Consider the following 15,149-nt stretch of genomic DNA (forward strand, 5'->3'; position numbering starts at 1 on the left):
GATCGCTGCAAGCCGGTGACGGACCGAACGCACGCCGACCCGTAGAGTTCAGCGTGTGTGGTCGTGTTCAATCGGGTAGCACGCCGCGTCCGGCTTCATGCGGCCTGCGCTCCCAGGGGTAGATCTCGGTGAACATCTCCGCCTCCAGCGAACTCGTCGGCGACCAGCCACCTCCGTTCTCGCTCTCCACGGTCGAACCGGGGGAGGTGTTCGTCGTGAGAATGGCCGGAGAACTTGACATCATCGCGGTTGGCGAGGTGTCGGCGGCACTCGACGCCTCCGTGAGCAGCGGGCTGCCGGTGATCGCAGACGCGACCGAGGTGCGGTTCTGCTGCTCCACGGTTCTGGGAGTTCTTTACAACGTTCACGTCCGCGCGACCAAGGCGGGACGGCGGTTCGTGGTCGTCACCGACAAACGGGCGTTGTTGCGGCCGTTGAGGATCCTCGGCCTGCTGGACGCGATGACCGTGCTGCCGGACGTGGACGCGGCACTACGGGAGCTGGAGCTCTGGGACCTCGCCCCGTCGGACCTGGGCTTCGACGATCAGGCACGCCGGTCGTGACCGGGTGCGTGGTGTGTCAGCGCCGCGCCGGGGAAGGATGCGAAGGCCTCCGGGTGTGAAGCGGTCCTCAGCAGTCCCGCTTCACACCGGAGGCCTTCACCTGCCGTCACCGCGGACCATCACATCCGGAACGACGTCCCCGGACATCGCACCTGGTCGAATCTGCACTCGGTCGCACTGCGGGAGGCGGTGGCACCGCGTTTCCGCGCATGGCCCTCGGGGCACGCCCTCCTCGTCACCTCGGAGGAGCGACCGAGCAGCGGAGGCGAGCCGTCGCCGGACCGGCATCCCTCACTTCGCCGCGGCGAGCGCCTCACGGATGACCTGCGTGCTCGCCCGGGTACCGGGGAGCTCCCCGTAAGCGCCGTAAGGAGTCACGTACACCGGGGTGTCCCGCTGGGTGCGCCAGTTCTCGGCGAGCGGTCCGGCGTCCACGGTGTCGTAGCCGAGGCTGTCGAAGAGCTCGGTGACGGCCTGCTTGGCGGCCGCGTCGTCACCGGAGATCGGCAGCGCCGACCGGTCCGCGCTCCCCGCCGGACGTGCCAGGTCACCCAGGTGCCCGGCCCAGATGTTGTTGAAGCCCTTCACCACGTGCGCTTCCGGCAGGTGCTTCTGCAGCAGCTCACCCGTGGTGGTGGAGCCGTCCTCCAGCTCGTCGAAGACGCCGTCGCGGTCCGGGTAGTAGTTGTTGGTGTCGATGACCACCTTGCCCGCCAGCGGCTCCACCGGAACGTCCCGGTACGCCCGCAACGGCACCGTCACCACCACGACGTCGCCGGCCGCGGCCGCCTCCGCGGAGGTCGCGGCGCGCGCCTTCGGCCCCAGCTCGGCCACCAGGTCCTGCAGGGTCTCCGGGCCACGCGAGTTGCTCAACACCACGTCGTGCCCGGCGGCCACCGCCAGCCGCGCCACGGTGCTTCCGATGTTGCCACTGCCGATGATGCCAATCGTCGTCATGTCATCCAGAACCCCGCCGCCCCTGAACCGATTCCGACCTGCGGCCCACGGTGACGTGCGGCACATCGATTGCCGGTTCGGGTCGCTGCGCGTGCGCTCGTTCCCTGTGTGGCCAGAGGTCGAGCGGGACTACTCGGACGAGCCGGCGAAGGTGCCGTCCTCCCCGCACAGCGCGGCCAGCTCCGCGCGGTGGGAGATGCCGAGCTGCGCACACGCCCGGTACAGGTGGTTCTCCACCGTGCGCACCGACACCACCAGTCGCTGGGCGATGTCCCCGTTGGACAGGCCGCCCGCCGCGAGCGTGAGGATCTCGCGCTGCCGCCGCGTGATCTTCGGTGGCGCGGCCAGCGCGACCAGTGCGGGAGTCCGAGCGCCTTCGCAGGCTTCCGCGAGCCGGCGGGCGCGCGCCGTCGCCGTCTGGGCCGAGCCGCGCCGGTTGTGGCGCGCGTAGGAGGTCGCCGCCTGCGCGGCCGCGTCCATGGCCAGGAGCAGGGCGCCCATCTGCTCCAGCCGCACCGAGACGGCCTGCAGTCCCGGACCGTCGTCGGCAGCCAGCGCCCCGGCGTGTTCGGCCGCGATCCGGGCGCGGGGTCCGTTCACCTCGGTCGCCAGCCGGGCCAGCCGGTCGGCCACCGTGCTGTCGCCGAAGCGGACGGCCGTGTGCAGCGCGAGGACCTCCACCGCCGGCTGCCGCTGTGAGACGGCCACCTCGGCCGCCTTGCGGGCCAGCGCGGTCGCCTCGCTCACGCTGCCCTCGGCGGCGGCCACCCACGCGCGGGCCAGGAGCACGTCCGGGGCCAGGTAGACGTAGGTGGGATGGTGCTCGGCCGTCATCGCCGGCAGGGCCCGCCGCGCGGGCGCCGGATCACCGTGCATCCCCAGCGCGGTGGTGAGTCCCACCAGCCCGGTGAACGACCAGCCGTTGGCATCCGCGCCCTGCTGGGCCGCCACGGCCTGGCGATACCCGCGCGCCGCCGTTCCCACCTGGCCGCGGAAGAGCGCCGACTCCGCCGCCATGAAGCTCGTGAAGACGTCCACGGGCCGGCCAGGCGAGTCCGGGCACCGGTCCCGGAAGCGCTGCTCGAGCCGGTCCGCCTGGTCCGGCAGGCCGGCCAGCAGCAGCCCCCGCATCGCCGACATCACCACCACGCCCCACTGGTGCAGCCCTGCTCCCGGCGCGTCGGACTCCATCCTCCGCAACGCCGCCTCGACCTCGTCCAGCCGCCCGAGCCCGCCGTGCGCCAGCGACAGCCCCCAGCTGGCCCACGGCACCGCGGCGGGTGGGCACCGCGGATGGGCCAGCACCTCGCCACCGGTCCTGGCGGCCCGCTCCGTGCGGCCCAGGTAGGCGTCCAGGACCGACCGGACACCGGTCAGCACCAGGTCGGCGGCCTCGTCGGTGGCGGCGTCGACCGCGGCGTCGAGCTCGGCCTCCGCCTCCGCCGGACTTCCCGACCACGCCAGCACCTTCGCCCGGACCACCGCGGCCTGCGCCTGCTGGACGCCCGTGCGCGCCAGGCCGGTCAGAGCGGCCCACTCGCTGCCGGCCTCGGCCACCCGGCCGGTCCAGCCGAGCGCGCTGCCCAGCAGCAGCCGCGGTTCGAAGCCGCCGCCGGCCGACACCGCGGTCCTGGCGAGCCGCTCGGCCAGCAGGAGATCACCGCGTTCGACAGCCCGGCGGGCAGCGGCGGTGAGCAACGCGGCGTCGGGTCGCGCGTCGGAGTCCAGCAACAGCACCGCGTGCCGCAAGGGATCGTCGGCGCGCCGGCCACCCGACGCGCTCAGCGCGGCCGCGATCCGCAGGCGCAGCCGCCGGGCGTACAGCGCGCCCGTGCGTCCCCGCTGCACTTCGGCGATCATCGGGTCGGCCAGCCGGGCCACCCACCGGCGTCCCAGCGGCAGCACCTCGATCAACCCCCTGGCCTCCGCCTCCTCCAGCGCGTGCGCGCCGGTCAGGTCCGTCAGCAGCGGCACCTCCATCGCACCGCCGAACGCGAGCAGGTCGAGCACGCCGTGCTGGCGCCGCGGCAGCTCGCCGATCCGCGCCGACACCAGCTCCACCAGGGCCGGCGACAACGTGAGCTGCCCCGACCGCCGCCACACCCCGGCGGACTCGCGCAGCCGCCCGGTGACCAGCTCGTGGTCGACCAGCTGCCGCAGGTACAGCGCGTTGCCCTTGGTGGTGGACCACAGCCGCCGCACCGACGTGGTGTCCACCGGGCCGCCCAGCCTCGTCTCCACCAGGTCCGCGGTCTCCTCGAACGACAGCGGTTCGACCTCCAGCCGCGGCAGGTGACCGTCCTTCCACAACGCCGTCACCGCGTCCTGCGCTGGGCGCCCGGTGCGCAACGTGAGCACCACGCTCGCCGCCCTGCGCAGCACGAGCTGGTGCACCAGCACCGCGGACACCTCGTCGAGCAGATGCGCGTCGTCGACCACCAGAACGACCCCTGCCGGGCCGGCCCCCGCCAGCAACGCCTCGGCGGCCTGCGACACCAGCCGCGCCGGATCCGGGTCGGCGAGTCGCAAGGTCGTCGTGAAGGCCCCCAGGGGCAGCGCTCGCGCCGAAGCCGTGCCCGTCACCCACCGGACGCGCGCGCCCCGCTGCCGCGCCGCCGTCAGCGCTTCCCCCGCCAGGCGGGTCTTGCCCACACCCGGCGCGCCGATCAGCACGATCCCGGCAGGACCGTCCCGCCGGCGGATCGAGGCGGCGATCCGGGTCAGCTCCTCGGCCCGCCCGGCCAGGGGCCAGGCCCCGGTCGCGGACGTCAGCGGGTCGTCGCGCACCGCGGTCATGCAGTTCCTCCGATGGTCTCCTCACCGACGACGTCATGGACACGGTGTGCCGAGCCCGGGCGCAGATACCCCTGTGGGGCGGCAGTTTCCCGGCGCGAGCACGTCGGGGAGCTGAGTAGCCGACTACTCACGCCACGCCATCCGGCCGCGGCGACAGTCGTTGGGGAGAACGTTCAACCAGAACGGCCAGGCCCGCGCGGCCGCCGTCGACGGAGGTAAAACCACCGATGGATCCCATCCTGTACTGGAACGAAGTCGCCGCAGAGGCCGACCGGACCACGCACACGACGCTCCCGGCGAGCGAGCTCGGCGTCCGCGGCGGACCCGGCGGAGCCCGCGCCAACGCGATCGTGCACCTGGCCATGCACGACGCCTACTTCGGCATCCACACCGGGCAGTACGAGCCCTACCTGGGCGACGACCTGCCCGAGGTGTCCACCGAGGCCGACGCCGCCGCGGCGATCGCCAGTGCCGCGCACGCCACGCTCAGCGCCCTCTACCCGACGCAGAAGACGTTCTTCGACGCCAAGCACACCGCGGCCGGCCTGATCGCCGGCAAGGCGGACGTGGCTGGCCACGACTTCGGCCGCAAGGTGGCCGCCAAGGTCCTCGCGCTGCGCAAGAACGACCCCGGCTTCGGCGACAACGGGCACAGCTTCTCGGTCGCACCCGGACACCACCGGCAGGACCCCGACAACCCCAAGCAGGGCTTCTACGGGCCGTTCTACGGTGCGCAGTCCGCCTGCTTCGCGGCGACCTCCCGCCACCACCTCGACGCGCCGCCGGAGCTGGGCAGCGCCGAGTACGAGCAGGCCGTCAAGCAGGTCCGCGCCAAGGGCATCGCGCCGCACCTGATGGGCACACTCCCGGCCGACCTGTTCTCCGAGCGCACGCCCAACGAGACCGCCATCGGCCTGTTCTGGGGATACGAGGCCGCCAGCGGCGTCGGCACGCCGACGCGGCTGTACAACCAGATCATCCGCAAGGTCGCGGTCGCGCAGGGCAACGACACCGCGCAGAACGCCCGGCTGTTCGCTCTGGTCAACGCGGCCATCGCCGACGCCACCATCCTCTGCTGGGCCGACAAGTACGTCTACGACCTGTGGCGCCCGGTGCTCGGGATCCGGGAGCACGACTCCTCCACCGGCCCGGCCGGGGTGGGCGACGCCGCGCTGGACTCGGACGCCGACCCGTTCTGGCTCCCGCTCGGGGCCCAGGCGACCAACGTCACCGGTGGCCGGAACTTCACGCCGAGCTTCCCCGCGTACCCGTCGGGCCACGCGACGGAGGGCGGCGCGGCGTTCCAGACCGTCCGGCACTTCTACGGCCAGACCCAGTACGGCCCGGACAACCTGGCGGACAACCTCGAGTTCGTCTCCGACGAGCTCGACGGCATCAGCACCGACACGACCGGGAACGTCCGGACGCGCGTCGTGCGCACGTTCCCCGGCGGCATGTGGCAGATGATGATCGAGCAGGGCTTCAGCCGGGTTTTCCTCGGCGTGCACTGGGTTTTCGACGCGTTCGCCGTGGACGAGGACGGCGACGTCGACCTCTCGCGCAACATCGGCGGCGTCAAGCTCGGCATGGACGTGGCCGACGACATCGCCACCAACGGCCTCAAGGCGGCCAACGCCGCGGGCCCGACCGCCTGAACCTGTTCTCGCGCAAAGAAACCACCACTGGAGCACGCATGCCCACGACCCAGACGCCGGCGGTCAAGGACGCCGGCGACACCTACCCGCCGCTCACCGTCCCGGTGGCCAACGGCAAACAGCTCGACAAGGAGACCTACCGCAAGATCATCGAGTCGTACTTCCGCGCGTTCGAGACCCACGACTTCTCGAAGGTCCAGTTCTCCAGCGAGGTCGAGTTCCTCGCGCCCATCAACAGGCTCGCCCTCAAGGGCCGCGACGAGGTCGAGAGCTTCATCGGTCCCGTGTCGAGCCGGGTGCTGGCGGTCAGGGTGCTCAACACCAATGTGGACTTCCCGACCGCCAGCGGCCTGTGGCAGATCACGACCACGAAGGGCGCGCAGTACACGGTGCACAACTTCTTCCGGCTCGACGGCGAGGGGCTGCGCTACATCTGGCCCATCATCGACCCGCTCGTCGTGATCAACGACCCGCTGGGCGTCGTCCGGTGGCTGACCGGCAACGGCTACTGAGCATTCGGCACGGCCGGGCCGGACCGACCTCGCGCCCGGAACAGAAACCAGGAAGGGAAAGGTGAGTCCGGTGCCGGCAATCGACCCCGCCGCGGCGGACCGGTACGACGTGGTCATCCTCGGCAGCGGCATGGCCGGTGGGATGCTGGGCGCGGTACTGGCCCGCAACGGGGTGAAGGTGCTGATCGTCGACGCCGGCACCCACCCGCGGTTCGCCGTCGGCGAGTCGACCATCCCCTACACGTCGGGGATGATGCGGTTGATCGCCGACCGCTACGACGTGCCCGAGCTGAAAGCACTGTCCCACCACGACGGCACCGTCAAGGTCGCGCCCGGCTGCGGGCAGAAGCAGAACTTCGGCTTCGTGTACCACAGCGAGGGCGAGCCGCAGGACCCCCGGCAGGTCAACCAGCTGGTGGTCCCGATCGCGTTCCGCACCGAGTCGCACCTGTTCCGCCAGGACGTCGACGCCTACCTGTTCCACGTCGCGGTGGGCTACGGCGCCGACGCCCGGCTGGCGACCAGGATCACCGACGTCGACATCGATCCGGCGGAAGGCGCCGTGCTGCGGTCGGACCGCGGCGAGGAGTTCCGCGCCGCCTACGTCGTGGACGGCAGCGGGTACCGGTCGCCGCTGGCGGAACGGTTCGACCTGCGCGAGACCCCGACGCGGGCACGGACGCACTCGCGGTGCCTCTTCACGCACATGATCGGCGTGCGCCCGTTCGACGAGTCACCCACCGGCCGGCGGCACGAGCAGCCGAACCCCTGGCACCACGGGACTTTGCACCACGTCTTCGACGGCGGCTGGCTGTGGGTGATCCCGTTCGACAACCACCCCGGCGCGCTCAACCCGTTGTGCAGCGTGGGCCTGACCCTGGACCCGCGCAAGTACCCGAAGGGCGACCTGCCGCCCGAGCGCGAGTTCGCGGACTTCCTGCGCCGCTTCCCGGAGATCGCCTGGCAGTTCGAGGGGGCGAAGGCGGTGCGTCCCTGGGTCTCCACCGGACGGCTGCAGTACTCGGCGAAGAAGGTCGTCGGCGAGCGGTACTGCCTCACCTCGCACGCCGCCGGGTTCATCGACGCGCTCTACTCGCGCGGGCTGGCGAACACCCTCTCGGTGGTCAACGCCCTCGGGTGGCGGCTGATCGCGGCCGCACGTGACGGCGACTGGTCCACCGAGCGGTTCGCCCACGTCGAACAGCTGCAGCAGGGCCTGTTCGACTTCCACGACGACCTCGTCTACAGCTCGTTCGTCGGGTTCGGCGACTACGAGCTGTGGAACGCCGTCAACCGGACCTGGATGCTCGGCACGATGAGCGGCAACATGATGCTCGAGGACGCGCATCACCGGTTCCGGCTCTCCGGCGACGACAGCGTCTTCGTCGAGGCGGAGGGGTACGGCCACCCCGGGTCCCCGTTGCCGATCAGCGAGGCGTTCGTGCGGCTGGGCACCCGGACCCGTGAGCTCTGCGAGGAGGTCGAGCGGGGCGCGCTGGCGCCGTCGGCCGCCGCCGCGGAGATCCTCGACGCCGTGCGGAAAGCGGACTTCTTCCCGTACGCGGACCAGTTCGGCCTGCCGGAGAACGGCTGCTACCACATGACGCCGGACCGGATCGACGGCGCGAAGCTGTGGGCCCGTACCAGCGCACCGGCGGACATCGGTCCGCGCATGCTCAACGCGCTGGAGAACATGGCCGTCGCCAAGGCGGAGGAAAGCTCGTGAGCGCGCCGGCCGGCGTCGACGTGCGGCGCCTGATGGCCGGGTTCCCCACCGGGGTCTCGGTCGTCACGGCGCTGGCCGCCGACGGCAGCCCGCGGGGGATGACGTGCACGTCGCTGTGCAGCGTCGCCCTCGACCCGCCCACGTTGCTCGTCTGCCTGCGCCACGGCAGCCCCACCCTGGACGCCGTCCTGGACACCGCGGCCCTGTCGGTGAACCTGTTGCACCGCAGCGCGCGGCCGACCGCCGAGCTGTTCGGCTCGGGCGCCGCCGACCGGTTCGACCGGATCGCCTGGGCCGCCGTGCCGGGCGGCGGCCCGCACCTGTCCCAGGCGGCGCACACCATCGCCGACTGCCGGCTGAGGACCTGTCACACGGTCGGCGACCACGTCGTCGTCCTGGCGGAGGTCACCAGGATCACCAGCCTGCGCAGCCCGGCTCCGTTGCTGTACGGCATGCGGCGCTACGGGACCTGGGCCGAGGACGACGACGCCGCTTTCCTCTCCTACGACTTCATCTCGTGAAAGCCGCAACCATGAAAGCACCCCGCGAACCCACCGGGCACGGGCGCACCACCGCGGCCGTCGCCGTGATCGTGGCCGCCGTGGCGGCGGGCATGGTCCACGCCGTCCCGGCCTTCGGACAGCTGGCGGCCCTCCGGCACGGCGGCTGGGTGCTCGTCCTGCGGTTCCTCCTCGCCACCGCGTTGATCATCGTGGCGGGGCGCCTGGGCGGCTGGGTCTCGACCCGGTGCCGCCAGCCGCGGGTCATCGGCGAGATGGCCGTGGGCATCGCGCTGGGCCCGACCCTGCTGGGCCAGGTCGCACCGCAGGCCCAGCACTTCCTGTTCCCGCCGGTCCTGGTGCCCCACCTCGGCCTGGTCGCGCAGCTGGCGATCATCTACTTCGTCTTCCTCCTCGGCGCCGACCTCCCGCTGGACCTGCTGCGCGGATCGGGGCGGCGGGTGGCCGCGCTGGGAACGACGATGGTGGCCGTCCCGTTCGCCTGCGGGCTCCTGCTCGCGGCCGGGCTGGCCGCCGCGTACCGGCCGGCGGGCGTCGGACCGCTCCCGTTCCTCCTCTTCGTCGGCACGTCGATGAGCATCACCGCGTTCCCCGTGCTGGTCCGGATCCTCGCCGGGCACGGCCTGGTCCAGACCCGGATCGGCACGCTCGGCCTGGCCACCGCGGGGGTGGGCGACGCCCTCTCGTGGTGCCTGCTGATCGTGGTGGTCGCGCTGGCCCACGGCGGGTCGGCGGCCGCGGTCCTGCCCACCGCGGGGTGGCTCGTCCTGTTCGTCGCCGTGACGCTCGTCCTCGTCCGTCCGGCACTGCGCCACCTCCTGGCCGCCGCCGAGGACAACGCCGGCTGGCGGCGGGTCTCGACCGCGGCGCTGGTGCTCTGCGCGCTCTCCGGGGCGGCCGTCACCGACTGGATCGGCGTCCACGCGATCTTCGGCGCGTTGCTGGCCGGCGTGATCCTCCCGCGGGAGAACCGCGTGGTGCGCGACCTCGCCCGCACGGTCGGGCGCGGGGTGACCGTCGTCCTCCCGCTCTTCTTCGCGGTGATCGGGTTCAGCGTGCACGTCGGTTTCCTGGGCGACCCGCGAGACCTGCTGACGTGCGGGCTGATGGTCCTGGTGGCCATCGGCAGCAAGCTGGGCACGACCGCGCTCGTCGGCCGGCTGACCGGGCTGACCTGGCGGGAGTCGGCCGGGCTCGGCGTCATGGTCAACTGCCGGGGCCTGACCGAGCTGGTGGTCGTCTCCGCGGGACTGTCGCTCGGCATCATCGGCCAGGACCTGTTCGTCATGTTCGTCGCGATGACGCTGGTGACGACGGCCATGACCGGCCCGCTGCTCGGCCGGCTCCAGCTCGGCGGCGTCCGGGCACCCGCCCGCGCGGTCGCCGACTTCGTCTGAGCGCCACGGCACCACTCGCACATTCCGCACAACACCAGGGGAGATCTGCCATGTCGAAGACCCGCTCCGAACTCGTCGTCGCGATCACCGGCATGGGCCCGCGCGGGCTGTCGGTGCTCGAACGCCTGCTGGTGCGGCTCGCGGACCGGCCGGGCCCGGCGGTGTCCATCTGGGTCGTCGACCCCGGCGAGCCCGGTGCCGGCCGCATCTGGCGCACCGACCAGCCGCCCTGGTTCCTGATGAACACCGCCGCCGGTGAGGTGAGCATGTACTCCGGCGACCCCGACGACGGGCCCCCGAGAGCGGGTGCGGGCCCCTCACTGCACCAATGGCTCTCGGCGGGCGGAGCAGGTCCACAGTGGACGGACATGGGGGAGAGCGGGTACGCGCCCAGAGCCTGCTACGGCAAATACCTGCGCGACGTCTTCGACAACCTCGTCGCGCACAAGCCCGACCACGTGACCGTCCACTCGGTCCAGTCCAGGGTGGAGCGGGTCGAGCGGCGCGACGGCCGGCTCCGCCTGGTCACGCGGTCGGGCCGGATCGTCTTCGCCGACAAGCTCGTGCTCACCACCGGACACCCGGTCACCGTCCCCGGTGCGGAGGAGCGGGCACTGATCGAGCACGCCGCCGGTCTGCCGGACGTGCGGTACGTCCGCGGCGACTCGGCCGCCGACCTCGACCTCGCACCGGTGCGGGCCGGCGAGCCGGTCGGCGTCGTCGGGCTCGGACTGACCTTCCTCGACGTCGTCATGGCACTGACCGTCGGCCGCGGCGGCGAGTTCGGCAGCGGGCCCTCCGGCGACGTCCGCTACCGGCCGAGCGGCCGGGAACCGCGGATCTTCGCGGGATCCCGCAGCGGCCTGCCGATGCTCGCCCGCGGGGTCAACCAGAAAGCCCCGAAGTACCGGTACGAACCGAGGTTCCTCACCCCCGGCGCGCTCGCGGAGGCCCGGCGCCGGGCCCGGCGCCAGACCGGCTCCGCCCAGCTCGACTTCCGCCGCGACGTGCTTCCGTTGCTGCAGCTCGAAGTCGAGCACGTGTACTACACGACCCTCGTCCGCGACCGCGCCGGCGAGGAGGCCGCCGCCCAGTTCGCCCGCGTCCACCTGGCCTGCGCCCGGCGGAGGCGGTCGGAGGTCTTCGAGAAGGCGCTGGTCGAGTTCGGGATCGCGCACGCCGTCCCGATCGACCTCGAGCGGACGGCCCGGCCGTTCTCCGGCCGGCACTGGACGGGCCGCGACGAGTTCCACCGGCACGTCCTCGGCCTGCTCCGGGACGACCTCGCGGAAGCCCGGCAGGGCAACGTGCACGGACCGGTCAAGGCAGCGCTGGACATCCTCCGCGACCTGCGGGGTGCCGTGCGCGCCGCGGTGGACCACGGCGGTCTGCGGCCGGGGTCCCACCGGGACGACTTCCTCGGCTGGTTCACCCCGATCAACACGATGGTCTCGGCCGGTCCTCCCGCGGTCCGGACCGCCCAGGTGCGGGCGCTCGTCGAGGCCGGGGTGCTGCACCTGGCCGGACCGTCCCTGCGGGTGGGCCTCGCCCCCGGCGGCTTCCTGCTGGACTCCCCGCAGGTCGAGGACACCGCCCAGGTCGTCACCACGCTGATCGACGCCCGCATCCCCAGGCCTTCGGTGCGGCACGACGCTTCGCCGCTGACGCGTCAGCTCCTCGCCGACGGCCTGATCTCCGAGTACGTCAACGCCACGCCGGGCACCGGCGACCGGTTCGCCACCGGCGCGGTGGCCACCACCCGTGCGCCGTTCCACGCGATCGGTGCCGACGGGCGGGCGCACCCGGACCTGTACGTGCTCGGCATCCCCACCGAGAACCTGCGGTGGTTCACGCAGATCGGCAACGGACGGCCGGGGCCGCTGAGCGCGTTCCACGCCGACGCGGACGCCATCGCGGCCGACGTCCTGGCCGGCTCGGCCACGACCGCCGCCGGGCCGGCCGGGAACGGGTTCGCCCACGGCGAGAAGGTCCACGTCGGCCGGCGGCTGGTGTGCGTGGCGGGAGGCGATCATGGGCGCCGCTGAGAACGAACGGTTCCGGGCCGCGCGGGACCTGCTGCTGGACCTGCGCGAGGACCACGACGCCGCGTGCGCCCGGTTCCGGTGGCCGCGGTTCGAGAGGTTCAACTGGGCCCTCGACTGGTTCGACCCGGTGGCCGGGGACAGCGCGAGGGAGGCCGTGCGCATCGTGGACGGCGACGCGGTGACGTCGGCGACCTACGCGGAGCTGTCCCAGCGGTCCGGTCAGGTGGCCAACTGGTTGCGCGGGCGTGGGGTCGCGCGCGGCGACCGGGTGCTCGTCATGCTGGACAACCAGCTCGCGACGTGGGAGGTCCTGCTGGCCGCGATGAAACTCGGCGCGGTCGTCGTCCCGGCCTACACGACGATCTCCGCCGGTGACCTGGCCGACCGCCTGGAGCGGGGCGGGGTCGGGCACGTCGTCACCGCCGACGCGCTCACCGGCCGGTTCGCGGGCATCGCCGACCACCTGACCCGGATCTGCGTCGGAGCGCCGGTGCCCGGCTGGGCTCCCTACGACGACGCCGGTGCGGAGTCGTCCGACTACACCCCGGACCGCGCCACGGACGCGGACGACCCGCTGTTCCTGTACTTCACCTCGGGCACCACCTCACGGCCCAAACTGGCCCTGCACACGCACACCAGCTACCCGGTCGGTCACCTGTCCAGCATGTACTGGAACGGGCTGCTGCCGGGGGACCGGCACCTGAACATCTCGGCGCCGGGCTGGGCCAAGCACGCCTGGAGCAGCTTCTTCGCGCCGTTCGACGCCGAGGCGACCCTGCTGACGGTCCGGGGTGGTGTCGCAGCGGCGCCGGAGGTCCTCGACGCGCTGGTCTCCCAGGGCACCACCACGTTCTGCGCTCCTCCGACCGTGTGGCGGATGCTGCTGCAGCGCGACCTCGGGCACCGCCCGGCCGCGCTGCGCGAAGCCGGCAGCGTCGGCGAGCCGCTCAACCCCGAGGTCATCGACCGCGTCCGGCGGGCCTGGGGGCTCACCGTGCGCGACGGCTACGGACAGAGCGAGACGACCGCGCAGATCGGCACCAGCCCCGGACTGCCCGTCCGGCCCGGTTCGATGGGCAAACCCCTGCCCGGCTACCGGATCGTGCTGCTCGACCCGGCCACCGGCGAGCCCGGCGACGAGGGCGAGATCTGCGTCGACCTCGCCGACCGGCCGGTCGGGGTGATGCCCGGCTACCTCGGCGACCCCGAGAAGAACGCGCGCACGTTCTCGGGCGGCGTCTACCACACGGGCGACGTCGCCCAGCGGGACGCCGACGGCTACCTCACCTACGTGGGCCGGTCCGACGACGTGTTCAAGTCCTACGACTACCGGATTTCACCGTTCGAGCTCGAGAGCGTGCTCCTGCGGCACGACGCCGTCGCCGAGGCCGCGGTCGTGCCCGCCCCGGACCCGATCGGCCTGGTGGTCCCGAAGGCGTTCGTGACGCCGGCCGAGGGGTGCCCGCCGTCGGCGGAGACCGCCCGGTCGATCCTGCGCTTCGCGGCCGGGAACCTGGCGCCGCACCAGTGGATCCGCCGGTTGGAATTCGCCGTGCTGCCGAAGACGACGTCCGGCAAGATCCGCCGCGCCGAGCTCCGGACCGCCCACCAGCCTTCGCGGGAACACCTTCTCGACGAGCCGGGCGGATTCCCGTCAGCGCCGGGCGGTCAGCAGTAACGCGACAGTCGCGGTCACCGCGAGGAATGCCGCGAAAATCGTTCCGGAAACGACGAGACCGAACGCCTCCGCGGCGATTCCGACCCCGATCACGGGAATCGAGATACCGGCGAAGAACGCCACGAAGTAGCCGGACGTCACCGCACCGCGTTGTTCCGCAGGCGTGCATTCGGCCACCGAACCGAGCCCGGCCCGGAATGTCAGTCCCTGTCCGGTTCCCGCGACGACCCCGCCCGCGACCAGCATCGCGAGAGAAGCGGCCGGCAGGCTCGTTGCGGCCAGAGTCGTGCCGACGGCCAGCAAGGCGCATCCGGTCGTCAGCGCGCGCCGGGTGCCGAGCGTCGACGACCAGGCCTGGCCGAGGATCGAGGCGGCGAACACCGACAGCACCACCACTCCCGTGACCGCGTGGTCGCCCTGGTGCAGGACGGTGCCGAGGAACGCGGGGGAGACCGCGGTGAACAACCCCAGCACCGCGAAGCCGGCGAACCCGGCCACCACCGCGCGGACGAACACGCCCCGGACCTCTCCCGGCACCGCGATCCGCTGCGGGCGCAACCGCGGTTTCCCGGTGCGCCGCACGGGTTCCGCCACGGCTTCGACGCAGACGGCGGCCAGGACGACCAGGACCAGGTCGGCCACGAAGCACAGCGCGAGCGGCCGCGGCGCGTACTGCGCGAGCACGCCGGCCAGCACGGGCCCGGCGCCGAGGCCACCCGCGTTCGCCGCGGCCGCGACCAGGCTCGCCCGGCGTTTCCCGGTGCCGGGGGCGAAGTCCAGGATCGCCGCGGTCGCCGTCCCCGTGAACAGGCCCGTCGACAGCCCGGACAGCACCCGGCCGGCGAACAGCCAGCCGGGCGCGTCGGCGACCAGGAAGGTCACGGCGGACAGACCGGACAGGACCACCCCCGCGCGCAGCACCGGCCGCCGGCCGACCTGGTCCGACCAGCCCCCGGCCACGAGCAGTGCGCCGACGACCCCGGCGGCGTAGACGGCGAACACCAGCGTCGTGACACCTTCGCCGAACGCGAACACCCGCTGGTAGAGGGGGTACAGCGGAGTGGGCAGCGTGGCGCCGAGCATCACCACCGCGAAGGCGCCCGCGACGAGCGCGCCGGCCGGCTCACCCGTCACACGGTTTCCACCGGACGCGAAAAGAGCAGACATCGCCCACCTCGGCACTGTTCCGCCTGAAATTCCCGCCGTCGATCGCGGCCGGATTCCGAAATCATCCCCGATAAGCGAGTGTACAACGGGACAACGCCGATCAAGGCGCATTTCTTTGTCTTTTTCGAACGT

General features: G+C 72.5%; 11 protein-coding genes. 8 read left to right on the forward strand and 3 right to left on the reverse strand.

The window, feature by feature from the left end; translation table 11 throughout:
• The first annotated feature begins 128 nt into the window (after positions 1-128).
• The gene (locus ACFWV3_RS20090) at positions 129-563 is read left to right on the forward strand and encodes an STAS domain-containing protein (protein ID WP_382412897.1); all 435 of its coding nucleotides are present in this window, start codon (positions 129-131) and stop codon (positions 561-563) included.
• A gap of 291 nt (positions 564-854) precedes the next feature.
• Here the strand turns inward: ACFWV3_RS20090 and ACFWV3_RS20095 are convergent, their stop codons facing one another.
• Both ACFWV3_RS20095 and ACFWV3_RS20100 read right to left on the reverse strand, forming a co-directional pair.
• The gene (locus ACFWV3_RS20095) at positions 855-1,586 is read right to left on the reverse strand and encodes an NADPH-dependent F420 reductase (RefSeq protein WP_382412898.1); all 732 of its coding nucleotides are present in this window, start codon (positions 1,584-1,586) and stop codon (positions 855-857) included.
• Between the two features lie 63 nt (positions 1,587-1,649).
• Positions 1,650-4,316 carry a LuxR C-terminal-related transcriptional regulator gene (locus ACFWV3_RS20100; protein WP_382412899.1) on the reverse strand — a complete coding sequence of 889 codons (2,667 nt, stop codon included), beginning with the start codon at positions 4,314-4,316 and terminating at the stop codon, positions 1,650-1,652.
• A gap of 227 nt (positions 4,317-4,543) precedes the next feature.
• Here ACFWV3_RS20100 and ACFWV3_RS20105 point away from each other — a divergent pair, with 227 nt between their 5' ends.
• The 7 genes from ACFWV3_RS20105 to ACFWV3_RS20135 all read left to right on the forward strand — a co-directional run bounded on the left by ACFWV3_RS20105 (position 4,544) and on the right by ACFWV3_RS20135 (position 13,850).
• Positions 4,544-5,971 (forward strand): phosphatase PAP2 family protein, encoded by a 1,428-nt coding sequence (locus ACFWV3_RS20105; protein WP_382412900.1) that lies wholly within the window; start codon positions 4,544-4,546, stop codon positions 5,969-5,971.
• Between the two features lie 38 nt (positions 5,972-6,009).
• Positions 6,010-6,483: a DUF4904 domain-containing protein gene (locus ACFWV3_RS20110; protein ID WP_382412901.1), complete on the forward strand. Its 474-nt coding sequence runs from the start codon at positions 6,010-6,012 to the stop codon at positions 6,481-6,483.
• A gap of 70 nt (positions 6,484-6,553) precedes the next feature.
• Positions 6,554-8,209: an NAD(P)/FAD-dependent oxidoreductase gene (locus tag ACFWV3_RS20115; protein WP_382412902.1), complete on the forward strand. Its 1,656-nt coding sequence runs from the start codon at positions 6,554-6,556 to the stop codon at positions 8,207-8,209.
• A complete protein-coding gene (locus ACFWV3_RS20120) occupies positions 8,206-8,730 on the forward strand; it encodes a flavin reductase family protein (protein WP_382412903.1) in 525 nt (174 codons plus the stop codon). Before ACFWV3_RS20115 ends, ACFWV3_RS20120 begins: the two co-directional genes overlap by 4 nt.
• 11 nt (positions 8,731-8,741) lie before the next feature.
• On the forward strand, positions 8,742-10,127 hold the full coding sequence (locus ACFWV3_RS20125; protein ID WP_382412904.1) for a cation:proton antiporter: 1,386 nt from the start codon (positions 8,742-8,744) through the stop codon (positions 10,125-10,127).
• Between the two features lie 50 nt (positions 10,128-10,177).
• The gene (locus ACFWV3_RS20130; RefSeq protein ID WP_382412905.1) at positions 10,178-12,172 is read left to right on the forward strand and encodes an FAD/NAD(P)-binding protein; all 1,995 of its coding nucleotides are present in this window, start codon (positions 10,178-10,180) and stop codon (positions 12,170-12,172) included.
• Positions 12,159-13,850 (forward strand): AMP-binding protein, encoded by a 1,692-nt coding sequence (locus tag ACFWV3_RS20135; RefSeq protein ID WP_382412906.1) that lies wholly within the window; start codon positions 12,159-12,161, stop codon positions 13,848-13,850. Before ACFWV3_RS20130 ends, ACFWV3_RS20135 begins: the two co-directional genes overlap by 14 nt.
• Here the strand turns inward: ACFWV3_RS20135 and ACFWV3_RS20140 are convergent.
• Positions 13,827-14,984, reverse strand: a complete 1,158-nt coding sequence (locus tag ACFWV3_RS20140) for an MFS transporter (RefSeq protein WP_382412907.1) — start codon at positions 14,982-14,984, stop codon at positions 13,827-13,829. The two genes, ACFWV3_RS20135 and ACFWV3_RS20140, sit on opposite strands and share 24 nt — an antisense overlap.
• Positions 14,985-15,149 lie beyond the last annotated feature (165 nt).

This window comes from Lentzea sp. NPDC059081, assembly GCF_042738015.1.
Classification (GTDB): domain Bacteria; phylum Actinomycetota; class Actinomycetes; order Mycobacteriales; family Pseudonocardiaceae; genus Lentzea.